Raw genomic sequence first — 22799 nt, 5'->3', positions numbered from 1 at the left:
GGAATACGGGCGTCCGGAAGATCGCTGACACGTACACAGCCGAGGACGTCCGGAGCAGCCATGCCGAACCCAGCAGATCAACCGGTGCGATCACAACGCCCGGGGCCGGAGTCGGGGTCGGTGCTGTCCGCGACCCGGTTCTCCGTGCTCGACCGGTCCCGCACCCGGGAAGGGCACCCGGACGCCGAGGCCCTTCGGGACACGGTCGCGATGGCCCGGGAGGTGGAACGGCTCGGCTTCCACCGGTTCTGGGTCTCCGAGCACCACGGTGTGCCCGGGGTCGCCGGTTCCGCGCCCACTGTGCTGGCGGCGGCCGTGGCGGCGGCGACCCGTACGATCCGGGTCGGCACCGGCGGCGTCATGCTGCCCAATCACCAACCCCTGGTCGTGGCCGAGCAGTTCGGGGTCCTGGAGTCCCTGTTCCCGGGCCGGATCGACATGGGGCTCGGCCGCTCGGTGGGCTTCACCGACGGGGTGCGCCGGGCGCTGGGCCGTGACAAGGAGGTGGCCGAGGACTTCTCGGCACAGCTCGACGAGCTGCTCGCCTGGTTCGGCGGCACCTCACCGACGGGGGTGCGCGCCCGCCCCGCCGAGGGCCTCGCCGTCCCGCCCTTCGTGCTCGCGATGGGCGAGGGCGCCACGATCGCCGCCCGGGCGGGCCTGCCCATGGTCATCGGCGACCTGCGTTCCCGTGAGCGGATGCTGCGCGGCATCGACACGTACCGCGCCGCTTTCCGCCCCTCACCCTGGGCGAGCGAGCCGTACGTGGTGATCTCGGGGACGGTAGCGGTGGCCGCCACGCAGGAGGAGGCCCGACGGCTCCTGATCCCCGAGGCCTGGTCGATGGCGTACTCCCGCACACACGGCACGTTCCCGCCCCTGCCGCCCGCGGACGAGGCCGAGTCCCGCACGATGACGACGAAGGAGCGCGGCTTCTACGAGTCCGGACTCGCGGGCCAGATCGCAGGAACGCCGGACGAGGTGGCCCGCGAGTTGGAGAGGGTACTGAAGGAGACGGCGGCCCAGGAGGTCCTGGTCACGACCAGCACGTACGACAGGGACGCCCTGCTGGACTCCTACCGCAGGCTGGCCAACCTGTTCCGGGCCTGAAAGAAGAGGCGGCACAGCCGCCCTTCTTTCAGGGGCGCGGGGAACTGCGCGACCAGCCACAGCGCACCCGCACCCACCCACTTCACATCGGCAGATGCAACCCGACCCGCGTCGGCTGCGCCGCCCTCGCAAGGGATCGCCGGTCCGGGTGGCTTCCCGGCGCTATGGCGTCCCGAACCTCCACCTCCGCCACCAGCCCCCGCGCCGACACCACCCGCCACACCGAAGTCAACAACGAGTCCTCCCCGACAAAGGCCGGCGCCGTACTCGCCGCTCCCCCGGCGAGCCGATAATGCAGATGCACCGGCTGAACTGGCACCCCCGCGTCCAGGGCGGCCTGGAACACCGCCCGCCGGAAGTGCCCCTGAGCCTTCCCGCACCAGGTGCTGCCCTCGGGGAAGGCGACGACCGCCGTGCCCTCGCGCAGCGCGTCGGCGATCCTCATGACGGTCTGCGGCAGCGCCCGCAGCCGGTCGCGCTCGATGAACAGCGCTCCGCCGGCGGCGGTCAGCGCGCCCGCCACCGGCCACTGCCTGATCTCGGCCTTGGCGAGCATCCTGGCCGGCCGTACGGCGGCCAGCAGCGGGATGTCCAGCCATGAGATGTGGTTGGCGACCAGCAGCACGCCCCCGGTGGGCGCGGTGGGGCCGGTCACCCGGAGCCGGACGCCCGCGGCCCGCACGATGGCGCGGGCCCAGCGCCGTACCCACCCGGCGGGGATCAGCCTGCCGAGCGGGCACAGCACGATCCCCGCGAGGAGGACGACCAGGACGGTCACCAGTCGCAGGACGGCCAGGGGTGTGGCCGTCGTGGAACCCTCCGTCTCCACGCACGTCCTCGGGGTGCAGGGCGCGCTGGGCAGCCAGACGCTCATCAGGCCGGGACGAGGGAGAGGAAGTGCCGCAGATAGCGCTGGTTGATCCGGCGCATCGACAGCAGGACGTACAGGTCGGCGACCCCGAAGTCCGGGTCGTGGGCGGGCTCCCCGCACACCCAGGCGCCCAGGCGGACGTAGCCGCGCAGCAGCGGAGGAAGTTCGGTGCGGCCTGCGGGACGGGCCACGCCGTCGGCGGACCAGGGCAGCAGCGGCCGCACCCGGAACTCCTCCGGAGCCAGGTTCCTGGCCTGGACGCGGTCCCAGGTGCCGGCGGCGACGGTGCCGCCGTCGGAGAGCGGGATGGAGCAGCAGCCCGCCAGCCAGTCGTGGCCCCGGTCGACCATGTAGCGGGCGATTCCGGCCCAGATGAGGCCGATGACCGCGCCGTCGCGGTGGTCCGGGTGGACGCAGGAGCGGCCGACCTCGACGAGCCCGGGGCGGATCGCGTCGAGCGGTGAGAGGTCGAACTCGCCCTCGGAGTACAGGCGTCCGGCGACCGCCGCCCGTTCCGGGGGCAGCAGCCGGTAGGTGCCGACGACCTGGCCGGTGAGGGTGTCGCGGACGAGCAGGTGGTCGCAGTAGGCGTCGAAGGGGTCGATGTCGAGGCCGGGCTGCGGGGAGGACAGCAGGGCGCCGAGCTCACCGGCGAAGACGTCGTGGCGCAGCCGCTGTGCGGCTCGCACGTCGTCCTCGTCGCGGGCGAGGGTGACGGTGTAGCGGGTGGGTGTGGCGGGGAGCGGGGGACGTTCGATGGTGGAAACGCCGGTCATGGCTCTCTCCTGGTCACGGGCCGGGGACGGCGAGGGGTGAGCTGGCCGGTCCCGTTACGTCCGGCCGTATCAGTTCTTCCGACCTCGGCTGTCCTGCGCGTGACTCTCGAAGGGAGAGCGGGTGTGGGCTTGCTGAATGCCAGGGGTGCCTGGCGGGACCGGCAATGAGCACCACTGCCGGTCCCACCCGTCCGCACCCTTGTCGGCGAACGGTCACTGGAGCGCCCTGACAGGGGCGCGGGGCTGAGACATTTACGGCTCCGCCGGGTGGGCGCGACCAGCCACGACGGGACGCGCACCCGACAACGGCCCTATCGCTTCGCCTCTCTCCGAGCGGCTCGCAGCCACTCCTTGTTCATCCCGGTGATGGAGAAGAGGGGGATGCCCTTCGGGCAGGCGGTGGCGCACTCCCCGGCGAGGGTGCAGCCGCCGAAGCCCTCCTCGTCCATCTGGGCGACCATGTCGAGGACCCGGGTCTCCCGCTCGGGCGCCCCCTGCGGCAGCACGTTCAGGTGGTTGACCTTGGCGGAGGTGAAGAGCATGGCCGCGCCGTTCGGGCAGGCGGCCACGCAGGCTCCGCAGCCGATGCACTCGGCGTGTTCGAAGGCGAAGTCGGCGTCCGGTTTCGGTACGGGGGTGGCGTGGGCCTCGGGGGCGGCGCCGGTCGGGGCGGTGACGTAGCCGCCGGCCTGGATGATCCGGTCGAAGGCGGACCGGTCCACGACGAGATCCTTCACCACCGGGAAGGCGGCGGCGCGCCACGGTTCGACGTCGATGGTGTCGCCGTCCGCGAAGGACCGCATGTGGAGCTGGCAGGTGGTGGTGCGCTCGGGTCCGTGCGCGTCGCCGTTGATGACGAGGGAGCAGGCGCCGCAGATGCCCTCGCGGCAGTCGTGGTCGAAGGCGACCGGGTCGTCGCCCTTGAGGATGAGTTCCTCGTTGAGCGTGTCGAGCATCTCCAGGAAGGACATGTCGGGGGAGATGCCGTCCACCTCGTACGTGGACATGGCGCCGTCGGCGTCGGCGGCGCGCTGGCGCCAGACGCGCAGGGTGAGCTTCATGCGTAGCTCCGCTGGGTGGGGTGGACGTACTCAAAGACGAGGTCTTCCTTGTGGAGGACGGGAGCGGCGCCCGCACTCGTGAACTCCCAGGCCGCCGCGTAGGCGAACCTGTCGTCGTCGCGGGCCGCCTCGCCGTCCGGGGTCTGGGACTCCTCGCGGAAGTGGCCGCCGCAGGACTCGGCGCGGTGCAGGGCGTCGAGGCACATCAGCTCGGCGAGTTCCAGGTAGTCGACGACGCGGTTGGCCTTCTCCAGCGACTGGTTGAACTCCGTGCCGGTACCCGGGACCTTGATGCGCCGCCAGAACTCCTCGCGGATCTGCGGGATTCGGCCCAGGGCCTTGCGCAGCCCGCTCTCGCTGCGGGCCATTCCGCAGAACTCCCACATCAGCTCGCCGAGTTCACGGTGGAAGGAGTCGGGGGTCCGGTCTCCGTCGACGGCCAGGAGGAGGTTCAGTCGGTCCTCCGTCTCGGCCAGCACCTCCTGTACGACGGGGTGTTCGGCGTCGACGAGGTCCTGGCCGGGGTTGCGGGCCAGATAGTCGTTGATGGTGGCCGGGAGGACGAAGTAGCCGTCCGCGAGTCCCTGCATCAGTGCGGAGGCGCCGAGCCGGTTCGCGCCGTGGTCGGAGAAGTTGGCCTCGCCGATCGCGAACAGGCCGGGGACGGTGGTCTGGAGGTCGTAGTCGACCCAGAGTCCGCCCATCGTGTAGTGCACGGCGGGGTAGATCCGCATGGGGACCGTGTAGGGGTCCTCCGCGGTGATCCGCGCGTACATGTCGAAGAGGTTGCCGTACTTCTCCTCGACCGCTCCGCGCCCCATCCGCCGGACGGCGTCGGCGAAGTCGAGGTAGACGCCCTGGCCGCCGGGTCCGACACCCCGTCCCTCGTCGCACACGTTCTTGGCGGCACGGGAGGCGATGTCACGCGGTACCAGGTTGCCGAAGGAGGGGTAGATCCGCTCCAGGTAGTAGTCGCGTTCGTCCTCGGGGATCTCGTTCGCCGGCCGCCGGTCACCCTTGGCCTTCGGCACCCAGATCCGGCCGTCGTTGCGCAGCGACTCGCTCATCAGGGTGAGCTTGGACTGGTGGTCGCCGGTGCGCGGGATACAGGTCGGATGGATCTGGGTGAAGCAGGGGTTGGCGAAGTGGGCGCCGCGCCGGTGGGCCCGCCAGACGGCGGTGGCGTTGGAGTTCATGGCGTTCGTCGACAGATAGAAGACGTTGCCGTAACCGCCGCTCGCGAGGACGACGGCGTCGGCGAAGTAGGTGTCGATCTTCCCGGTGATCAGGTCACGGGCGACAATCCCGCGGGCCTTCCCGTCGATGACGATCAGGTCGAGCATCTCGGTGCGCGGGTGCATCTCGATGTTCCCGGCGGCGATCTGCCGGCTCAGCGCCTGATAGGCGCCCAGCAGCAGCTGCTGACCCGTCTGGCCGCGGGCGTAGAAGGTCCGGGACACCTGCACACCGCCGAACGACCGGGTGTCGAGCAGGCCGCCGTACTCCCGGGCGAACGGCACGCCCTGCGCCACGCACTGGTCGATGATCTCGACCGAGATCTGCGCCAGGCGGTGGACGTTGGACTCCCGCGCCCTGAAGTCGCCGCCCTTGACGGTGTCGTAGAAGAGCCGGTGGATGGAGTCGCCGTCATTGCGGTAGTTCTTGGCCGCGTTGATGCCGCCCTGCGCGGCGATGGAGTGGGCACGGCGCGGGGAGTCCTGGTAGCAGAACTGGACGACGTGGTAGCCCTGTTCGGCGAGCGTGGCGCCCGCGGAACCACCCGCGAGACCGGTACCGACCACGATCACGGTGTGCTTGCGGCGGTTGGCCGGGTTGACCAGCTTGGCCTCGAAACGGCGGGTGTCCCAGCGGTCGTTGACCGGCCCGGTCGGGGCCTTGGTTTCGACGACGGGTTCACCGGTCGCGTAGTCCACGTAGGAAGTCATGTTCAGCTCACCACTCCGGTCATGACGCCCACGGGTACGGCGAGGAAGCCGGCTGTGAGCAGCAGTGCGAGAACGTTGGCGACGGTTTTGAGGGCGCGGTCGCGGCTGCGGCTGCCGACGCCGAGGGTCTGGGCGGCGCTCCAGAAGCCGTGCCGGATGTGCAGGCCGAGGGCGAGCATCGCCACGATGTAGATGACGTCGCCGTACCAGGTGGAGAAGGTGTCGACGACGTTCTGGTAGGGGTGGCCCGGCTGGAAGCCACCGGAGTGGACGGTGCCGGTGGTCAGGTCGAGGACGTGCCAGACGATGAACAGGCCGAGGATGATCCCGCCCCAGCGCATGGTGCGTGTCGCGTAGCTCGCCCGCGCTTTCCTGTGCACGTACTTGCTGGGCCGGGCCCTCAGTTCGCGGCGGCTGAGCTGGTAGGCGGAGGTGGCGTGGGCGACGACCGCCACGACGAGCGCGACGCGCACGAGCCAGAGCGTCCACTCGTAGTGCATGAAGGGCTCGCCGACCGTGCGCAGCCAGTGTGCGTAGTGGTTGAACTCGCCGGGCCCGAAGAAGATCTTCAGGTTGCCGATCATGTGGACGACGAGATACAGCAGCATGATCAGGCCGCTCACGGCCATCACGGTCTTCTTGCCGACGGAGCTGTCCCACACGCTGCGTGCCATGGACGGCCGTCGGTCCGTCCGCGTTGCCAGAGCCATGGGTCAGACGCTAGGCCGCACGGCCCCGATCGGTCCAAGACATGGAACAGCTCGTTTCGATAGCCACAGCCTATGCGGGTCGTATCCTGGGCGTATGCAGTTCCAGCAGCTCCAGTACTTCGTGGCGGTCGCCGAGACCCGGCACTTCACCCGCGCCGCGGATCTCGTCCATGTCGCGCAGCCGTCGCTGTCCCAGCAGATCAAGTCGCTGGAAAGGGAGTTGGGGGCCGAGCTGTTCCTGCGGGCGCGCGGCAACATCACCCTCACGGACGCCGGCGAGGCGCTCCTCCCACTGGCCCGGCGCATCCTGGCCGACGCGGACACGGCCCGGCACGAGGTGCAGGAACTGGTGCAGCTGCGGTCGGGCCGGATCCGGCTGGGAGCGACGCCGAGCCTGTGCACGGGTCTGCTGCCGGACGTGCTGCGCGCCTTCCACGACCGCTATCCCGGCATCCGGCTGCTGATCGAGGAGGGCGGCTCGCACGATCTCGTACGGGAGCTGGCGCGCGGCGCGCTGGACCTGGCCCTGGTCGTCCTCCCGCTGCCGACACCGTCCCCGGCGCTGACCACGGTGGAGCTCCTGCGCGAGGACCTGGTGGTGGTGTCGTCGCCGGATGCGCCCGCACCCGGCCGGGGGCGGCGGACCGTCCGTGTCGCCGACCTGGAGGGCGAGCGCCTGGTGATGTTCCGGCACGGCTACGACCTGCGTGAGCTGACCGTGGCGGCGTGTCGCTCCGCCGGGTTCGAGCCGGAGTTCGCGGTGGAGGGCGGGGAGATGGACGCGGTGCTGGGGTTCGTGCGGGCGGGGCTGGGCGTGGCCGTCGTGCCGCGCATGGTGGCCGGCCGGTCGGGGCGCGGGCTACGGGTCACTCCGTTGGCTCGGCCGGGGTTGTTCCGGGCGATCGCCCTGGCGCACCGGAGTGATGTGGCTCCGCCTCGGGCGGCTCGGGAGTTGCAGCGGATGTTGTTGGAACGTTGACGTGCGCCGCGCTGGTGAGGGGCGCTGAGGTCTGTTGCCACAGCTCATGTGGGCTGTGGCTGGTCGCGCCCCGCGGCGGAGCCGCAAATGTCACAGCCCCGCGCCCCTGTGGGGCGCTCATCCTGTGGCGTCCACCAGTGCCAGGTCGTGCAGCCGCTCGGGCGGGCCCGGGCGGGCGTAGTACCAGCCCTGGGCCGTGTCGCAGCCCAGTATGCGCAGCTGCTCCGCCTGGGCGCCCGTCTCCACTCCCTCGACCGTGACGGTGAGGTTCAGGCTGTGGGCGAGGGAGACGATCCCCTCGACGATCTTGAGGTCGACGGGGTCCGCCGGGAACTGCTGCATCCCCTGGGTGAAGGAGCGGTCGAGCTTGAGGATGCTCACGGGCAGGCGGCGCAGGTTCGCCAGGTTGGAGTAGCCGGTGCCGAAGTCGTCCAAGGCGATGTCGACGCCCATCTCGGCGAGGCGGCGCAGGGGTTTGAGGAGGTCGTCGTCGGCGCCGATCAACGCCGACTCCGTCACCTCCAGGCACAGCGCCTCGGGTTCCAGACCCGCGCGTTCCAGGATGTCGACGGTGTCCTGCACCAGCCCGGGGTGGGTGAGCTGGCACGGGGACAGGTTGACGTTGATGCGCAGTGGTCCACCGGCCGGGTGTCCCCCGTACTTCTCCTGCCAGTCGCGGGCCTGACGCACCGACTGCTCCAGGACCCAGCGGCCGAGCGGGACGATCAGGCCGGTGTGTTCGGCGAGCGGGATGAACTTGTCCGGGCCGAGAACGCCGTGCTGCGGATGCAGCCAGCGCACCAGGGCCTCGGCGCCTCGCACGCTGCCGTCGCCGAGGTGGACGAGCGGCTGGTACTCGATGAAGAACTCGCCTCGGTCCAGGGCGGCCGGCAGCGCGGTGGTGAGCCCGTGGCGGGTGATCGCCCTCAAGTCGGCCTCGGGGTCGGCCAGTTCGAAGCGGTTGCCGCCCGCCGACTTGGCCCGGTACATGGTGATGTCGGCGCTGCGAAGTACCTCGGCCGGGCCGCGCTCCCCCGCCGGCCCCTCGACGATGCCGATGCTGCCGCGCACGGTCAGCTCCCGGCCGTCGACGCTGACCGGCGCGATCATCGCGTTCATGATGCGGGAGGCGAGTTCGTCGACCTCGCGTTCGGTGTCCGGGCCGGTGGTCAGCGCCACGAACTCGTCGCCGCCCAGCCGGGCCACCATCTCGCCCGGCGCGGTCGCACAGGACTGCAGCCGGTCGGCGACCTCGACGAGCAGTCGGTCGCCGGCCGCGTGACCGAGGCTGTCGTTGATGGTCTTGAAGCCGTCGAGGTCGAGGTAGCACAGGCCGAAGCGCTGGCCCTCGCCCGCCGAGACCGCCTTCTCCAGGCGTTCGAAGAACAGGGTGCGGTTGGGCAGCCCGGTGAGCGCGTCGTGCGTGGCCTCGTACCGCAGCCTGAGATTGAGGAGCCGACGCTCGGTGGTGTCCTCCATCAGAGCCAGCTGGTACTGCGGACGGCCGTCGGCGTCGCGCAGGAGGGAGACCGTGAGGTTGGTCCACAGGACCGTTCCGTCGGGGCGGTAGAACGCCTTCTCGACGTGGTAGTGCTCGCGTTCGCCGCGGACGAGTTCCTCGTAGAGTCGCCAGACCTGCGGGGCGTCGTCCGGGTGGGTCCACTCCGGGACCCTGCGGCCCCGTACGGTCTGCTCCGAGCCGCCGAACATACGTTGCAGCGCGCCGTTGATCTGCAGGATGTTGCCGTCCAGGTCGGCGATGCCGATGCCTATGGCCGCGCCCTCGAATACGGCACGGAAACGGGCCTCGCTGTCGTGCAGCGCCTCGGCGACCGCGCTGCGCGCACTCTGCGCGGCCCAGGCGATGGCCTCCTGCTCGGCCAGGGTCCGGTCGCGCAGGGCGACGGCGTAGCCGGCGGCCATGGCGTGCTGGAGCCTCGACGAACGGGCGCGCAGGTCCTCCTGCGGGCCGTCCTCACCGCAGTAGAGCACCAGGTAGGCGTCCACGCAGTCGAGCGAGCGGCTGAGCGTCTCGGGGTCGGTGCAGTGCGCGGCGACCAGCGCGGCGCCGACCGCCCGGCCCTCCTCGGCGTCGAACGTCCTGGCCCGCAGCGCCTCGCTCAACCGCCCGGCGAGCGGCAGGAGTTGCTCCTCGAACTCCACCCGCGTGAGTGACGTGGAGGTCACCTGGTAGACCGACCGGCTCCAGATGGTCGCGAACCTGCGGAGTCTGTCCTGAGGGCCGTCCGGCTCGGCGGTCACGCCTTGCGCCCCACGCCGGCGAATCCGGAGAAGGAGTACGCGTCCTCGTCCTCCGGTGCCGTCTCCGGCCGCCAGCGCGGCATCGGTACCAGTCCCGGTTCCACCATGTCGTACCCCTCGAAGAACCGCGCGATCGCATCGCGCGAACGCATGACCAGCGGATTGCGAATGCCCTTGTACACGTCGACCGCGCTCTCGGCCCGCTCCGGCGGCAACGGGATTCCCTCGTACGAGGCATGCGTCAGGACGAGCAGACTGCCGGGCGCGAGCGCGTCGCGCAGCTCGGCGACCGCCGCGTACGGGTCGTCCATGTCTTCCACGAAGTGCAGTATGGCAACGAGAAGCAGGGCCACTGGCCGGTTCCGGTCGATCAGACCCTGCACCTGGGGGCTGTCCAGGATCTCCCGGGGCTTGCGCAGATCGGCGGCGAGGACGTCCGCGTGCTCGTCTCCGTCCAGTACCGCCCGGCTGTGGGCGACGGCGACCGGGTCGTGGTCGACGTACATCACCCGCGCCTCGGGGTTCACCTCCCGGGCCACTTCGTGGACGCTGCCGAAGGTGGGAATGCCCGAGCCGATGTCGAGGAACTGGGTGATGCCCTCGGCGGCCGCGTAGCGGACGGCCCGGCGCATGAACGCGCGGTTCGCCTGCATGATCTTCGGAAGTCCCGGCATGAACTCCATGGCCCGGCGGGCGGCTTCCCGGTCGACCTCGAAGTTGTGTGATCCGCCCAGGTAGAAGTCGTAGATCCGGGAAACGCTCGGCACCGAGATGTCGATGCCCCGGGGGGCCCAGGCGGGACGCTCCATCTGTCTCTCTCCCAGGAGTTGGCAGGCGTTGGCGGACCAGTGTTCGAGCTGAGGTTACTGATCGCCTGCCAAAGGAGCGAGCGGAAACGGAAATTGACCATCCGTTCCCGGTCACTGCCCGCGGCACGTGCCGAATTCACGTACCGCGAACTCTCCACGAAATGTATCCGGAGCATTCCAAAGAGTTCTCAAGGGTCACGAAGTGTTGCTGCCGACTCCCCCCGAAATACGGCGAGTCGGGGACGATTCGCCGACGAATCGCCTTGCTTACCGGCGAGTTGCGGACATGCCGAAGAGGCCTGTGCCCTTCGTCCCGCGCGGAGTGCGCGAGACGAAGGGCACAGGCCCGGAGAAGTCCGTTCGCCCTGTTACTGGTTGGGCGCTCCGACCAGCTTGCCGTCGGGTGCCACCGCGTACCAGGTGCCGCCGACGCCCTGCCCGTTGGTGTCGCCGGGCTCCTTGTCGTTGATGAAGGTGTAGATGGGCGAGCAGTTGAGGGTCTGCTGCTGGGCACCGTTGTCGGGCCGGGTGAAGTTCATGTAGCCCTTCTCCGGGATGCCCTTGGTGGACTTGAAGGCGACCGGCGAGACGACCGGCCACTTGTCCAGGCAGGCACCGACACAGGCGGAGACCGGCTTCGGCCACGCCTTGTCCTTCAGGAAGCGGTAGACCGTCATGCCGTTCTTGTCGACGACGATCGTGCCGAGCTTGGGGTCGTTGCGGGTGGACAGGCCGGGCAGCGCGGCGAGCGTCGCCTTCTTGCCGTCGGGAGCGAGGCCGTACCACTTGCCGCCCACACCCTGGCCCTTGATGTCGCCGGGCGAGGTGTCCTTGGCGTAGTAGTAGGCGGCCCAGCCGCCGACGGTGAGCTGCTTGGTGCCGTCGGAACGGGTCACCTCGCCCAGGAGCGCGGCATCGACACCGGCTCCGGCCGAGACGTCGTCCGCGGGAACCGGCGGCCAGGCGGTGGCGCAGTCGCCGTCACAGTTGGACTTCGGCGGTTCGGCCGTGTCCGCGTCGAAGCGGTAGAGCGTACGGCCACTGCTGCTGGCCAGCACCTTGCCGACCTCAGCGCTGGCGACCACGTTCAACTGGCCGGCCGACGCCGAGTTGCCCGCGGCGGCCTGCTCTCCGTTGGCCCCCGCGCCGGTGTCCGTACCGGTGTCGGTGCCCGTGTCCGTACCCGTACCTGTTCCGGCGGTGCCGGTACCGGCCACGGAGCCGTAGCCACCGGCGGCCGGTGCCGCGGCGCCGACGTTCTGGCTGCTCGTGTCCGTGCCCTTGTCCTGACCGCACGCCGTCGTCAGCACCAGCACGGCCGCAGCTGACGCTACGAGTGAGGCGCTCCGCCAGGAGGTCTTCATTACGTACTCCCCGTAATCGTTAGGGTGTTGCGACGCCCTGCTGGGCCGCCGCACGGTCCTAGGTACGGGCGGCGATGGTCACTCCGTTCAACCACGGCACAAAATTCTTTCCGAAAGCTGTGGCCACACCTGTCACAGCTCGCACACGAGGACGATCACCGGCCGCGCCTAGAACGGGTGATCCAAACCGCGGCACGACATATGTCACTCGTTCGGGGCAATCTCCTCGCGCTCCCGCGCACGCGGGAGCGCCCAGCACACATGATCTTCGTCGTGTATGGACCCACACGGACCCGATTCGCCCCCGCCATACGGGTATTGGCGCTGCTGGGCCTGACCTGGCTGCTCGTCGGCATGCCCGTCGGGACGGCCGAGGCGACGACATGCGTCTCCGTCTCCACCGACGCCGGCAGCGACACCTCGGTGACGCTCACCGGGAACGGTGCCACGGTCACGGTCGGCACCGGTGTCCCGGTCGCCACCGGAGACGGCTGGTCGGTCAGCGCGGGCAATGGTGCAGCGGCCGTCTCAGGGAACGGTACGGCGGTCGCCGTCGGCACCGGCTCCTGGTGCCCGACCCCGACACCGACACCGCCCTGCCCCACACCGACTCCGACGCCGACTCCCCCACCGACGCCCACGCCCACGCCCACGCCGGAACCTCCGCCACCCCCGAAACCGAGGCCCACACCCACACCCACACCGACTCCGAAGCCCACTCCCCCGCGGAAGCCGACGCCGGCGCCAGAGCCGAAGCCACCGGCCGCGCCGCCCGCCCCCGCCCCCCGGCCGACCCCGAGTCCGCCGCCGCCCCCCGCTCCGGCACCCGCACCCGCGCGCACACCGACGCGCACTCCGGAGCCGAGCCCGAGCCCGACCGCGTCACCGACCGCCGTGTCGTATCCCCCGTACCGCGTGTCCGCCCACAAACGGACCGTCCGCGGCGGCCCCTCGCTGGTCTCGTTCACCCTGCTCATCACCCTGCCAGCCGTGATCGCCGTCGCCGCGCTGCGTCCGCGCTGACCCCTTGGAGGCATCCCCTTGTCGGAATGGCTTGTTCTCGCCCTCGCGATCGCGGCCGCGTGCGCGGTCGTCATCCTCATCACCTTCGTACGGGACCGCAGGGCCCCGGAGGACGAGGATCCGTCCGACACCCCGGACGTGATCGAGTACATGACGATGTGGATCGGCGTGGTGTACGCCATCGTGCTGGGTCTGGCCATCGCCGGTGTCTGGGAGGCGCGCGGTGTCGCCCAGGACCACGTCTCGACGGAGGCGCACGCACTGCACGAGATCTCCGAGCGGGTCCGCGTCTACCCGCCCGACGTCCGTGACCGTATTCGGGACGACGTCAACGCCTATGTCGGACACGTCGTCAAGACCGAGTGGCAGGAGATGGCGGACAACGGCCAGGTCACCAAGCGCGGCGACCAGCTGCTGCAGCGCGTCCGCGTCGACGTCACCGACTACGAGCCGACGACGGACTTCCAGGCCCAGGCCTACCAGCCGCTCCTCGACCAGGTGACCACCGCGGACCAGGCACGCGCGGCCCGTGCCGACTCGACCGGGCCGACCATGCCCGGCGTCGTCTGGTTCGGCCTGATCGCGGGCGCCGTGATCACGGTCGGCATGATCTTCGCCCTCCAGATCCGCCGCACACCCCGCGAACTGATCCTGGCCGGGCTCTTCTCCACCCTGATCGCCTTCCTGCTCTTCCTGATCTGGGACTTCGACGCGCCCTACAGTCGCGGCATCACGGCCACGGCGGATCCGTTCCTGGCGCTCTTCCCGGGCGCGGGCCGCTGACAGTCCGAGTACCGGCACCGATGGACTGACGGTTCCTCACCGCACGCACTCCGGGGGACACGCGCCACGCGCGCGTGTCCCCCGCTTCGCTCAACGAGGTCCCCTGAGCGGCCCACATCCGTGCCCCATTCGCACGACACCGATCGCGCATACGCACACGCGTTCCTAGCGTTTCGGTCATCGAGGTGCATTCTGGCGCGACCGGTACGGCGCGAGCGGAAGACGTCCGCAGCTGCTCCTCGGGGACCCGGAGGACCCATATGCACGCGATACGCGTCGCCTCGGCCGCACTGCTGGGCGTCACCGCCCTCGCCTTCGTCGCACCCGCCGCCCAGGCCACCGTCACGAGCAACGACGTCACGTCGTTCGGCTTCAGTGTCGTGCCCTCGACCATCGCGGCGGGCGGACAGGTCACCCTTCGCGTGGACGGCTGCAACGACGACACCCGGGTGTCCTCCGGAGTCTTCGATCCGGTCACCATCCCCAAGGGGCACTCGTCGGCGCGGGCGAAGGTCGACTGGGACGCCAAGCCGGGGGCCGCTTACCGGGTGACGTTCAACTGTGGCGGCGAGAGCGGCCACACCGACCTCACCATCGCGATCGGGCACCCCAGCGAGCCGACGCAGTACCCCCTGCCGGTGCAGCGGGGTGTGCACGCGGGTGAGGGCGGCAGCGTCGCCGGCTTCGACCTCAAGGAGATCGGCCTCGGCGCCGCGCTCATCGCGGGGGCGCTGACGGTGGCGTACCACTTCTCGCGCCGCCGCACGGGCGACGACAAGACCTGACCACGCGGTACGGGCACAGCCCTTCGCCCCGGACCCTGACGGGTTCCGGGGCGAAGGGCTGAGAAGGGCGAGCGTCAGATCCGGGTCTCGGACCGGCGGCGCATCCAGAACACCCCGCCACCGACGAGCGCGGCGGCCACCAGCCCGCCTCCGATCGCCATGTCGGCCGGCGTGGCCCCGGCGGAGCTGCTGCCACCGAGACCGCCCTGGACACCGCCGATGACCGTGAACACGCTGGTGAAGCTCCTGTTCTGGTTCTCACAGCGAGTGATGACGCCGTAGGAGCCCGGGGCGGCGTTCGAGTTGACGGTCACCGTCGCCGTCGCCGCGTTGGTCCCCCGGGGGGAGAGCGAGGCGCTCGAAAAGACGTTTGAGCTGATGCTGCCGCCACGAGTACAGGCCGAACCGTTGACCGTGAGCACCAGCTGACCGCCCGGCGCGATGACGCTCGGCGCGGCCGTGACGCTGGACGGCTGGTCCCAGGCCGAGGCCGCCGGGGCGGCGAGCCCCACCGCGGCAGCCGTGGCGGCAGCCACCACCAGGGCACGAGTTGTACGCATGTGAACCTCCGCGGAAGGCGCCCCGGGACCCGTCCCCGGTCGATCGGCGAGAAAACGCCTCCCAGACGAACCCTCAGATGCCGTGCGCGCAGCCGCATTTCGGGAATGGTCCGTCCTGGTGAGAGGACACGCCGACGGAAGACCGGACAATCAGATATTGCCGCAGGTCACGGACCGTCAGAAAAATACTTTCGCCGCCGACTCGGATGGCTCACCGATGGCAGGCCCACCACCCGTTCGCCGCTGCCCCGTCGCCGGTTTCCCGCCGGGCACTTAGCTTTCTCGTATGCGCGATTGACCGGGCGACGGCCGGGTCGAGAGGGGATGACGAATGTCTGCGTCCGAGCTGGCGGAAGTGGAGCAGCAGCAGAAGAGGCGCGCTCCTTGGGGCGTGATAGCGCTTGTTCTGCTGACCGGCCTCGCGCTCATTCGAAACGGTTCCGGAGAGTTCGACGTCGGTCCGCCGCAGCCCGCGTCGGCGGCGGCAGCGGACAGCCACCTCCCGGGCGGCACCTTCTCCGCTGTCCCGGCCGCACTGCCCTACTCCCTGGTCGACCGGGTGCGGATCCCGGCCATCCAGGTCGACGCCCCCCTCCTGCCGGTGGGTCTGGACGCGGCCGGGTGGGTGGAGGCCCCGCCGCCGGAGGACCCCAATCTGGCCGGCTGGTTCACCGGCGCGGTGTCACCGGGTGAGAAGGGCACCGCCGTGATCGTCGGCCACGTCGACAACAAACAGGGCCCCGCCGTCTTCTACGGACTCGGGGCCCTCAAGAAGGGACATCGCGTCGAGGTCCAGCGCCAGGACGGAAAGGTGGCCGTTTTCGAGATCTACGGCATCGAGGTCTTCGAGAAGAACAACTTCCCCGGCGACCGTGTCTACGGCAGCAAGAACACCCCCGAACTGCGGGTCATCACCTGCGGGGGCGGTTTCTCCAAGCAGAACGGCTACGCCGGGAACGTCGTGGTGTTCGCCCGCCTGGTCGAGGTTCGCTGAGCGTTCCTGGGCCGGGCGGGCGAAAGCCCGTGGGCGGTGACCCGGTTATGTGTAGTGCCGTGTCGGTACGGTGATGTGGTACCCGGAATCGAGCAGGTCCGGCAGATAGTCGCGCAGCGCCTGGACACTCTGTGAGCGGTTGCCGCCCGCGTCGTGCGAGAGCACCACGACACCCGGGGCGGCGCCGCGCTCGACCCGGTCGACGATGGTGCGGGCCCCCGGGGCCATCCAGTCGAGGGTGTCGACGGTCCAGGCGAGCGGGTCCATGCCGAGTTCGGCGCCGAGTTGGAAGGCGGCCCGGTTCCAGGCGCCGTAGGGGGCGCGGAACCAGGCGGGCGCCTCGCCGCAGGCGTCCTCGATGACCTCGCTCGTGCGTTCCATCTGGGAACGGATCTCGGAGCGGGTGAGGCGCGTCAGCAGCGGGTGGGACCAGGTGTGGTTGCCGACGACGTGCCCGTCGTCGGTCATCTCGGCGAGCAGGTCCTTGTTGTCGACCGCCATCTCCCCGCACACGAAGAACATCGCGCGGACGTCGTGCTCGCGCAGAGTGCGGAGGATGTCCGGGGTGTAGCGGGGGTCAGGGCCGTCGTCGAAGGTCAGCACCATGGTGCGGCCACGTCCCGACACGCGCAGCAGCGGCTCGTGGCGGACCAGGGTGCGTCCGTGGGCGACGGCGCGCGGCGGGCCGTAGCCGGTGAGGGGTTCGAGGCGGTACGCGGAGGGCTTGAGCGCCTGGTGGGCCGGGGGGCCCGCGGCGGGGGCGGCGGGCCGGGCGGCCGGGGTCGTGTCCTGGCCGGTGGTGAGCAGCGCGGCCGTACCGGCCGCTCCCACGGCGGCGGCTCCGCCGATCATCAACGCCCGGCGCCGTGTGAGCAACTGATCCTTCGTCATGACTCATCAGTCGCCCGCGCCGGTCCCGGCGCCCCGCATCGACACCGGTGCGGCGGCAGGAAAACACCCGTTGGGACCAGTAGGCCCCGGTCACCCCCTCCCCACGCGTCCGGTCCGCGCCCGGCTCCCGATAACCTCGCAGCGTGACGGAACAGCAGCACTCACCCCAGGACGGGCACCAGTTCGAGCGGGGCACGGACGGCCCGAAGGTCATCGTGGTCGGCGTCGACGGCTCCGACCCGTCGTTCCGGGCCGCCGCCTACGCCGCGGGGCTGGCCCGGCGCCAGCACGCGCTGCTCGCCCTGGTGTACGTCCAGCCGGTGATGGCGGCGGGCGCCGCGTTCGGGGCGCCCGTGGCGGAGACGACGGACAGCATCGCGGAGGATCTCATCGCGCAGATCCGGGAGTCGACCGAGCAGGTCAAGGGGATATTCGACATCCGTTGGGAGTTCCACACCTTTCGCGGGGACCCGTACACGGGCCTGGTGAAGGCCGCCGACGATCTCAAGGCGGACGCGGTGGTCGTCGGCGCGTCCGAGCAGGCGGGCCACCGGATCATCGGTTCGGTCGCGGTCCGGCTGGTGAAGGCGGGCCGCTGGCCGGTCACGGTCGTGCCGTAGCCCCGACGACGACGTCCGGGCCCGCCTCGGTGTCGTCGGACCGTCCTGGATACCATCCTGGCCCAACCCCGGCCCGGGACCGCGTCGTTGAGCGGCGAGGCGGCCCGTCGGATGAGGAACCCGCCGTTCAGACCGTTCGTCGCACCGTTCGTCGACGGGTCCGACCGTCCGCCGCACACTCCGGTCCGCGGTCTGTCCCGAATCGGGGCCTTGCGATGCCATACGGCCATGACGGCCGGAACCACCATCACCCACGGGACGACGACCGCCGAGCACGAGCTGGCCGCGCTGCAGCGCGAGCACGGCCGACCGCTCTTCGCCCTGCTGCTGCGCCTGTGCGACGGCGACCGGCAGCGCGCCGAGGATCTGGTGCAGGAGACCCTCGTACGGGCCTGGCAGCACCCCGAGGCGCTGCGCGCCGACGCCTTCGAGTCCGTACGGCCGTGGCTGCTGACCGTCGGGCGACGGCTCGCCATCGACGCGCGGCGGGCCCGGCAGGCGCGGCCCGCCGAGGTCGGGGACGCGATCCTGGAGAGCGCGCGGGTGTGCGCCGATCACGCGGAACGGTCGGCGGCGACGCTGGACGTGCGGGAGGCTGTGAAGACTCTCACTCCCGAGCATCGTGAAGTCCTGGTGCTGGTGTATTTCCAAGGGGCGAGTGTGGCGGAGGCCGCGAAGGCACTCGGAATCCCGCCCGGTACGGTGAAGTCTCGCGCGTACTACGCGCTGCGCGCCCTGCGCCGGGTCCTACCGGGTTATGCGGCCGACCTGCGGTGAAACCGACGGTCAGGTCAAGCCTCGGCAAAGTGCCTTGCTGAGGACCATGGTTGAGCAATCAGCTGTCTTCATCGGTGTCCGGACCGGGTGACGGTCCCGGAGCCCGGGTCGGGCGACGCGCACGCACCGGAGGAAGGCAGGAAGGGATGCTGCACAGAGGTCAAGAGAGCACGGACGGCACCGGCGGGGGCGAACTCACCGTCCCCATGGCCTGGTTGTACGCCGAGTACATCGCCGACGAGCTGTTGCGGACGGGCGACCTGATGCCGCCCACGTCCTTCGAGTTCCGTGCGGGCAGAGACGCGCTCGCCCTCACCATCTTCCTGTCCGACACCAGCGGTGAGCTCTCGGGAATCAGGGTCATCACTCAGCTGGAGAAGTGGCTTTCGCTCACGGCGTACGACCAGCCCTGGCAGGACTGGGTCCGGACACGTATTTCCAGGTTGGCGGCCGACGCACTCGACTCGAGAGCACCGGCCCCGGACTTGGATCTGGCCGCCGCCGCCTGGCGCTGGCTGGAGGAGACCGAGCTGCTCGCCCCGGATCTGGACGCCGTACCGGGTGGCGGGCCCGTGCTCGGTGAGGACGACGGACCGAAGGTATGGACCCCCGCCTGGCGGCTGGGACTGCCTCTCGGGCATCTGGCGATCCATCTTTTTTAGAATCCGACCAATCCGCGGCCCCCTCCGCTCCGAACATCTTTGGTCTCGATTCGGTATGGGGCTTGAGTGATTCCGTAGTCCGGTGCGTACCGGTGGTAGCAACAACACCCCACCCGTACCATCGGCACGAGGATTCTGCATGAGGTCCCTGGAACGGCATCGCGACGTCGGCGCATACGCGCTCGGCGTGCTCGACGAGGCGGACGCCTTCCGCTTCGAGGACCACCTCATGGAGTGCCCCCAGTGCGCGGCCCATGTGACTGAATTCGGTCCCGCCACACGGCAGTTGCTGCTGTACCGTCGGGCCACGCCGCGCTCCGTGCACCCCATGGCCCAACCCGGTCCCAGCCTGCTGGACCGGCTGCTCGGCGAAGTGGCGAGCCGGCGGCGCGCCGGACGTCGGCGCTGGCTGTACGCGGTCGCCGCGGCGGTGGTCCTCGCCGTGGCCGGCCCCGGTATCGCGATCATGGCGAGCGGCGACGCGGACCGGACGCAGCAGGTCGCCGCGACCGACGAACGTTCGGGCGTCTGGGCACAGGTCACCAGCGAGAACACGGTCTGGGGCAGCCAGATCGAACTGAAGGTCAAGGACGGCGCCGGCCCCCGCGCCTGCCACCTCGTCGCCATCGCGGACGACGGCACGGAAGAGACGCTGACCAACTGGAACGTGCCCAAGCACGACGCCCGGGAGAGCACGATGATGGGCGCCTCGACCCTCCACCCCGACCAGATCGACAGGTACGAGCTGCGCGCCAACGACGGCCTGCGTCTGGTGACTCTCGACGCCCCCTGAGCCGGGCCGCCCGCCCGTCCGGTGAGCGTGAGCTACTTGAGCAGGCGGGACATACGGCGGTCGGCCAGCGGTTTGCCGCCGGTCTGGCAGGTGGGGCAGTACTGGAGCGAGGAGTCGCTGAAGGAGACCTCGCGGACGGTGTCCCCGCACACCGGGCAGGGCTCGCCGGTCCGGCCGTGCACCCGCAGGCCACTCTTCTTCTCCGCCTTCAGGCGTCCGGCCGCGAGGCCCCTGGAGCGCTCGACCGCCTCGGTGAGCGTCGTGCGAAGTGCCTCGTACAGCCGCCGGTTCTCCTCCGGTGTGAGTGAGGAGGCCAGCTTGAACGGTGACATCCGCGCGGCGTGCAGGATCTCGTCGCTGTAGGCGTTCCCCACCCCCGCGATCAGGCTCTGGTCACGCAGCGCCCCCTTCAGCCGGCGCCGCTCCCCCGCCAGCAGACCGGCGAGCCGTGCCTCGTCGAAGTCGTCGGCGAGCGGGTCCGGACCGAGGCGGGCCACACCGGGCACCTCCTGCGGATCGTGTACGACGTACACCGCCAGCCGCTTCTGGGTGCCGGCCTCGGTGAGGTCGAAGCCCTCGCCCGTCTCCAGGGCGACACGCAGTGCGAGCGGGCCCTTCCCGGGTTTCGGCGGGCCGTCGGGGAGGCGGTCGCGCCAGTGCAGCCAGCCCGCGCGGGCCAGGTGGGTCACGAAGTGCGGGCCGCCGTCCACTGTCAGGTCGAGGAACTTGCCGTGCCGGTGCACGGCGGTGACCTCGCGGCCCTCGAAGGCGGTGACCGGTGGGTCGTAGGTCTTCAGGACGCTGATCGCGACGGGCAGCACGCGGACCACCTCGTGGCCCACCAGCCGTTCGGTCAGGAAGTCCCTGAGCGCTTCGACCTCGGGAAGTTCGGGCATACGTCCAGAGTGCCACCGCGGGCCGGACCGCTCAGCTCGTGGACGGCACCACGAACTCGCACCACACGACCTTGCCGCCGCCCCGCGCCTCGACGCCCCAGTCGTCGCCGAGGAGGTCGACCAGGAGCAGGCCGCGCCCGGAGACCCCGGACTCCCCCGCCTCCCGGCGCCGCGGCAGCGCGCTGGAGGAGTCCTCGACCTCGACCCGCAGACGACGTTCCGCGCCGCTCAGCACACGCAGCGTGACGACCGCCGCGCCCTCGGTGTGCATCAGGGTGTTGGTGATCAGTTCGTCCGCCACCAGTTCGACCTCGTCGGCCCGCTCCTGGGCGCCCCAGGCCCGGACCGCCGCCCCGACCATGTGCCTGGCCTGGCTCAGCGCGTCGGGGTCGGCGGGTGCGACGTGCTGCTGGAGCCGTCCGCCGGACTGTACGGCGGCCAGACCCTGGCGGCGCAGGAGAAGCAGGGCCACGTCGTCGTCGCCGCTTCGCTCGTCGGCCACCTCGATGAGGCAGTCGGCCATCTTCCAGACGCTGTCCGGGCCCGCCGTGATGAGTGCCATGAGGGTCCGCAGCCCGTCCTCCAGATCTGCGCCGGGCTGCTCGATGAGTCCGTCGGTGCACAGCACCAGGGTCTCGCCGGGGTCCAGTTCGAGGGTGGCCACGGGGTAGGCGAGGCGCCCGAACTCGGCGGAGAGGCCGAGCGGGAGCCCGCCGTCGACCGGGACGCGTCGGCAGGTGCCGTCGGCGCGCCGCACCAGCGGGTCGAGGTGACCGGCCCGGACCGCCTGGACCACGCCGGTGGACAGGTCCGCCTCCGCGTACAGGCAGGTCGCGAAGCGGTCCGTGTCGAGTTCGTGCAGGAAGACGGAGGCACGGGCCATCACCGTGGCGGGCGGGTGCCCCTCGGTCGCGTAGGCCTTCAGGACGATCCGCAGCTGGCCCATGACGGCCGCGGCGTGTGTGTCGTGGCCCTGGACGTCCCCGATGACCGCGCCGACCCGGCCACCCGGCAGCGGGATCACGTCGTACCAGTCGCCGCCGATGTCCCGGCCCAGCTGGCCGCCGGAGGAGGCGGCACGGTAGCGGACGGCGATGTCGGCGCCGGGCACGGTGGGGATGGAACGCGGCAGCATGGCCTGCTGGAGACTCTGCGCGAGGTCCTTCTCCTGCTCGTAGAGCATGGCCCGCTGCAGGCTCTGCGCGATGCTGGTGCCGAGCGCGACGAGCACGGCCCGGTCCTCCGCCGAGAAGCCGTACCGGTCGTTGTAGAGCAGGCCCATCGCGCCGATCGGCCGGGCCTGTGCGATGAGCGGCAGATAGGCGGCCGAGGTGATCTTCAGGTCGGTGAGGTGCGGCCACAGGATCGGGTACCCGGCCGCGAACTCCTCCGGCGACTCGATGAAACGCGGGCTGAGGGTCCGTACGACGTCACCCATCGGGTAGGGCTCGTCGATACGGGTGATCCGGGTGCCGGGGACGGAGGCGCCCGCCGGGCCCTCGGCGACCAGCCGGATACGGCCGGCCTCGACCAGGCCCATGACCAGGCTGGCCGCCCCGAGGTGGGGGACGCCGTGGGATTCGGTGAGGACGTCGATGACGTCCTCGACGGTGCGGGCGTGCGCGAGGGCCGCCGTGATGACCTGCACGACGTTGGTCTGGCGGCGCCTGGCCTCGTCCTGGGCGGCCTGTTCGGTACGGGCCTGGCTGTCCCGCAGCTCCTGTGTGGCGTCGCGGACAAGGCCGATGATCCGGCGCGGGCGGCCCGTCCCGTCACGACGGATGTAGCCCTGGGTGTGCGTCCAGCGCAGGGTGCCGTCACGGCGGCGGACGCGGAAGTAGGCACCGTAGTTCTCGCTGCCGTCCTTCATGGCCTCGGCGACGACCGAGTCGAGTCTCAGGCCCTCCATCCGGGGTACCCGCACGGCCAGGCTCTCGGGGTGGCCGTCGTATTCGTCGGGGCGCAGATCGAAGATCTCGTGTGCCAGGGCGTCCATGTGGAACAGGCCTGCGTCCAGGTCCCAGTCGAACGTCCCCATGCGATTGAGCGCCAGAACGGGGTCCGGGTGGGCGGGCCAGTCGTCCGGGAGTGACAGGGCGCTCGCTCCCCGATCAGCCATGCGCCCAC

At 70.6% G+C, this 22799-nt stretch carries 22 protein-coding genes; 10 read left to right on the top strand and 12 right to left on the bottom strand.

Going from position 1 to position 22799, the window contains the following annotated elements; all coding sequences use genetic code 11:
* The first annotated feature begins 60 nt into the window (after positions 1-60).
* Complete coding sequence (locus PV734_RS09340; protein WP_319091011.1) at positions 61-1110, top strand: LLM class flavin-dependent oxidoreductase; 1050 nt, start codon at positions 61-63, stop codon at positions 1108-1110.
* Between the two features lie 82 nt (positions 1111-1192).
* On the opposite strand, the gene PV734_RS09335 is transcribed toward PV734_RS09340, so the two are convergent.
* The 5 genes from PV734_RS09335 to PV734_RS09315 form a co-directional block, all read right to left on the bottom strand.
* Entirely contained in the window at positions 1193-1984 is a 792-nt protein-coding gene (locus PV734_RS09335) for a lysophospholipid acyltransferase family protein (protein ID WP_319091012.1), read from the bottom strand.
* Positions 1984-2757, bottom strand: a complete 774-nt coding sequence (locus PV734_RS09330; RefSeq protein WP_319091013.1) for a GNAT family N-acetyltransferase — start codon at positions 2755-2757, stop codon at positions 1984-1986. The genes PV734_RS09335 and PV734_RS09330 overlap by 1 nt, the downstream gene beginning before the upstream one ends.
* 311 nt (positions 2758-3068) lie before the next feature.
* A complete protein-coding gene (locus PV734_RS09325; RefSeq protein ID WP_319091014.1) occupies positions 3069-3818 on the bottom strand; it encodes a succinate dehydrogenase/fumarate reductase iron-sulfur subunit in 750 nt (249 codons plus the stop codon).
* Complete coding sequence (locus PV734_RS09320) at positions 3815-5764, bottom strand: fumarate reductase/succinate dehydrogenase flavoprotein subunit (RefSeq protein ID WP_319091015.1); 1950 nt, start codon at positions 5762-5764, stop codon at positions 3815-3817. The genes PV734_RS09325 and PV734_RS09320 overlap by 4 nt, the downstream gene beginning before the upstream one ends.
* A gap of 2 nt (positions 5765-5766) precedes the next feature.
* Positions 5767-6438, bottom strand: coding sequence for a succinate dehydrogenase (locus PV734_RS09315; protein WP_319289359.1), 672 nt, complete (start codon positions 6436-6438; stop codon positions 5767-5769).
* Between the two features lie 130 nt (positions 6439-6568).
* On the opposite strand from PV734_RS09315, the gene PV734_RS09310 reads away from it, so the two are divergent.
* Entirely contained in the window at positions 6569-7453 is an 885-nt protein-coding gene (locus tag PV734_RS09310; protein ID WP_319091016.1) for a LysR family transcriptional regulator, read from the top strand.
* A 117-nt stretch (positions 7454-7570) separates the two neighbouring features.
* On the opposite strand, the gene PV734_RS09305 is transcribed toward PV734_RS09310, so the two are convergent.
* From PV734_RS09305 to PV734_RS09295, 3 genes are all read right to left on the bottom strand, one after another.
* Positions 7571-9715 carry a putative bifunctional diguanylate cyclase/phosphodiesterase gene (locus PV734_RS09305; protein WP_319091017.1) on the bottom strand — a complete coding sequence of 715 codons (2145 nt, stop codon included), beginning with the start codon at positions 9713-9715 and terminating at the stop codon, positions 7571-7573.
* Entirely contained in the window at positions 9712-10524 is an 813-nt protein-coding gene (locus tag PV734_RS09300; RefSeq protein ID WP_319091018.1) for an SAM-dependent methyltransferase, read from the bottom strand. Before PV734_RS09300 ends, PV734_RS09305 begins: the two co-directional genes overlap by 4 nt.
* A 368-nt stretch (positions 10525-10892) precedes the next feature.
* A complete protein-coding gene (locus tag PV734_RS09295; protein ID WP_319091019.1) occupies positions 10893-11888 on the bottom strand; it encodes an SCO0930 family lipoprotein in 996 nt (331 codons plus the stop codon).
* A 273-nt stretch (positions 11889-12161) separates the two neighbouring features.
* Between PV734_RS09295 and PV734_RS09290 the strand changes: the two genes are divergently transcribed.
* The 3 genes from PV734_RS09290 to PV734_RS09280 all read left to right on the top strand — a co-directional run bounded on the left by PV734_RS09290 (position 12162) and on the right by PV734_RS09280 (position 14479).
* Positions 12162-12911 carry a hypothetical protein gene (locus PV734_RS09290; RefSeq protein ID WP_319289234.1) on the top strand — a complete coding sequence of 250 codons (750 nt, stop codon included), beginning with the start codon at positions 12162-12164 and terminating at the stop codon, positions 12909-12911.
* 18 nt (positions 12912-12929) lie between these two features.
* Positions 12930-13694: a hypothetical protein gene (locus PV734_RS09285; RefSeq protein WP_319091021.1), complete on the top strand. Its 765-nt coding sequence runs from the start codon at positions 12930-12932 to the stop codon at positions 13692-13694.
* Positions 13695-13954: 260 nt separating this feature from the next.
* Positions 13955-14479 (top strand): hypothetical protein, encoded by a 525-nt coding sequence (locus PV734_RS09280; protein ID WP_319091022.1) that lies wholly within the window; start codon positions 13955-13957, stop codon positions 14477-14479.
* Positions 14480-14553: 74 nt separating this feature from the next.
* On the opposite strand, the gene PV734_RS09275 is transcribed toward PV734_RS09280, so the two are convergent.
* Positions 14554-15039, bottom strand: a complete 486-nt coding sequence (locus tag PV734_RS09275) for a hypothetical protein (protein ID WP_319289233.1) — start codon at positions 15037-15039, stop codon at positions 14554-14556.
* A gap of 331 nt (positions 15040-15370) precedes the next feature.
* Between PV734_RS09275 and PV734_RS09270 the strand changes: the two genes are divergently transcribed.
* On the top strand, positions 15371-16033 hold the full coding sequence (locus PV734_RS09270) for a class F sortase (RefSeq protein WP_319091024.1): 663 nt from the start codon (positions 15371-15373) through the stop codon (positions 16031-16033).
* 45 nt (positions 16034-16078) lie between these two features.
* Here the strand turns inward: PV734_RS09270 and PV734_RS09265 are convergent, their stop codons facing one another.
* Positions 16079-16924, bottom strand: coding sequence for a polysaccharide deacetylase family protein (locus PV734_RS09265; RefSeq protein ID WP_319289232.1), 846 nt, complete (start codon positions 16922-16924; stop codon positions 16079-16081).
* A gap of 143 nt (positions 16925-17067) precedes the next feature.
* On the opposite strand from PV734_RS09265, the gene PV734_RS09260 reads away from it, so the two are divergent.
* The 4 genes from PV734_RS09260 (at position 17068) to PV734_RS09245 (ending at position 19776) form a co-directional block, all read left to right on the top strand.
* Positions 17068-17544, top strand: a complete 477-nt coding sequence (locus tag PV734_RS09260) for a universal stress protein (RefSeq protein ID WP_319289231.1) — start codon at positions 17068-17070, stop codon at positions 17542-17544.
* Positions 17545-17772: 228 nt separating this feature from the next.
* Positions 17773-18321: a sigma-70 family RNA polymerase sigma factor gene (locus tag PV734_RS09255; protein WP_319091027.1), complete on the top strand. Its 549-nt coding sequence runs from the start codon at positions 17773-17775 to the stop codon at positions 18319-18321.
* A 146-nt stretch (positions 18322-18467) separates the two neighbouring features.
* Positions 18468-18983 carry a hypothetical protein gene (locus PV734_RS09250; protein WP_319091028.1) on the top strand — a complete coding sequence of 172 codons (516 nt, stop codon included), beginning with the start codon at positions 18468-18470 and terminating at the stop codon, positions 18981-18983.
* A gap of 139 nt (positions 18984-19122) precedes the next feature.
* On the top strand, positions 19123-19776 hold the full coding sequence (locus PV734_RS09245; protein WP_319091029.1) for a zf-HC2 domain-containing protein: 654 nt from the start codon (positions 19123-19125) through the stop codon (positions 19774-19776).
* A gap of 32 nt (positions 19777-19808) precedes the next feature.
* On the opposite strand, the gene PV734_RS09240 is transcribed toward PV734_RS09245, so the two are convergent.
* Complete coding sequence (locus PV734_RS09240) at positions 19809-20672, bottom strand: Fpg/Nei family DNA glycosylase (RefSeq protein ID WP_319091030.1); 864 nt, start codon at positions 20670-20672, stop codon at positions 19809-19811.
* A gap of 31 nt (positions 20673-20703) precedes the next feature.
* Positions 20704-22791, bottom strand: a complete 2088-nt coding sequence (locus tag PV734_RS09235) for a SpoIIE family protein phosphatase (RefSeq protein ID WP_319091031.1) — start codon at positions 22789-22791, stop codon at positions 20704-20706.
* Between the last annotated feature and the right edge of the window lie 8 nt (positions 22792-22799).

The organism is Streptomyces sp. AK08-02 (genome assembly GCF_033795085.1).
Lineage (GTDB): Bacteria > Actinomycetota > Actinomycetes > Streptomycetales > Streptomycetaceae > Streptomyces > Streptomyces echiniscabiei.
The sequence above is the reverse complement of the archived record's forward strand: the minus strand, read 5'-3'. Positions and strand labels throughout refer to the sequence as shown.

Coding starts and splice junctions, on each gene's coding strand:
- PV734_RS09335 (WP_319091012.1), bottom strand. CDS start 1,984: ATGAGCGTCTGGCTGCCCAGCGCGCCCTGCACCCCGAGGACGTGCGTG.
- PV734_RS09295 (WP_319091019.1), bottom strand. CDS start 11,888: ATGAAGACCTCCTGGCGGAGCGCCTCACTCGTAGCGTCAGCTGCGGCC.
- PV734_RS09265 (WP_319289232.1), bottom strand. CDS start 16,924: ATGACGAAGGATCAGTTGCTCACACGGCGCCGGGCGTTGATGATCGGC.
- PV734_RS09270 (WP_319091024.1), top strand. CDS start 15,371: ATGTCTGCGTCCGAGCTGGCGGAAGTGGAGCAGCAGCAGAAGAGGCGC.
- PV734_RS09310 (WP_319091016.1), top strand. CDS start 6,569: ATGCAGTTCCAGCAGCTCCAGTACTTCGTGGCGGTCGCCGAGACCCGG.
- PV734_RS09250 (WP_319091028.1), top strand. CDS start 18,468: ATGCTGCACAGAGGTCAAGAGAGCACGGACGGCACCGGCGGGGGCGAA.
- PV734_RS09320 (WP_319091015.1), bottom strand. CDS start 5,764: ATGACTTCCTACGTGGACTACGCGACCGGTGAACCCGTCGTCGAAACC.
- PV734_RS09300 (WP_319091018.1), bottom strand. CDS start 10,524: ATGGAGCGTCCCGCCTGGGCCCCCCGGGGCATCGACATCTCGGTGCCG.
- PV734_RS09255 (WP_319091027.1), top strand. CDS start 17,773: ATGACGGCCGGAACCACCATCACCCACGGGACGACGACCGCCGAGCAC.
- PV734_RS09235 (WP_319091031.1), bottom strand. CDS start 22,791: ATGGCTGATCGGGGAGCGAGCGCCCTGTCACTCCCGGACGACTGGCCC.
- PV734_RS09280 (WP_319091022.1), top strand. CDS start 13,955: ATGCACGCGATACGCGTCGCCTCGGCCGCACTGCTGGGCGTCACCGCC.
- PV734_RS09340 (WP_319091011.1), top strand. CDS start 61: ATGCCGAACCCAGCAGATCAACCGGTGCGATCACAACGCCCGGGGCCG.
- PV734_RS09245 (WP_319091029.1), top strand. CDS start 19,123: ATGAGGTCCCTGGAACGGCATCGCGACGTCGGCGCATACGCGCTCGGC.
- PV734_RS09240 (WP_319091030.1), bottom strand. CDS start 20,672: ATGCCCGAACTTCCCGAGGTCGAAGCGCTCAGGGACTTCCTGACCGAA.
- PV734_RS09315 (WP_319289359.1), bottom strand. CDS start 6,438: ATGGCACGCAGCGTGTGGGACAGCTCCGTCGGCAAGAAGACCGTGATG.
- PV734_RS09330 (WP_319091013.1), bottom strand. CDS start 2,757: ATGACCGGCGTTTCCACCATCGAACGTCCCCCGCTCCCCGCCACACCC.
- PV734_RS09325 (WP_319091014.1), bottom strand. CDS start 3,818: ATGAAGCTCACCCTGCGCGTCTGGCGCCAGCGCGCCGCCGACGCCGAC.
- PV734_RS09275 (WP_319289233.1), bottom strand. CDS start 15,039: ATGCGTACAACTCGTGCCCTGGTGGTGGCTGCCGCCACGGCTGCCGCG.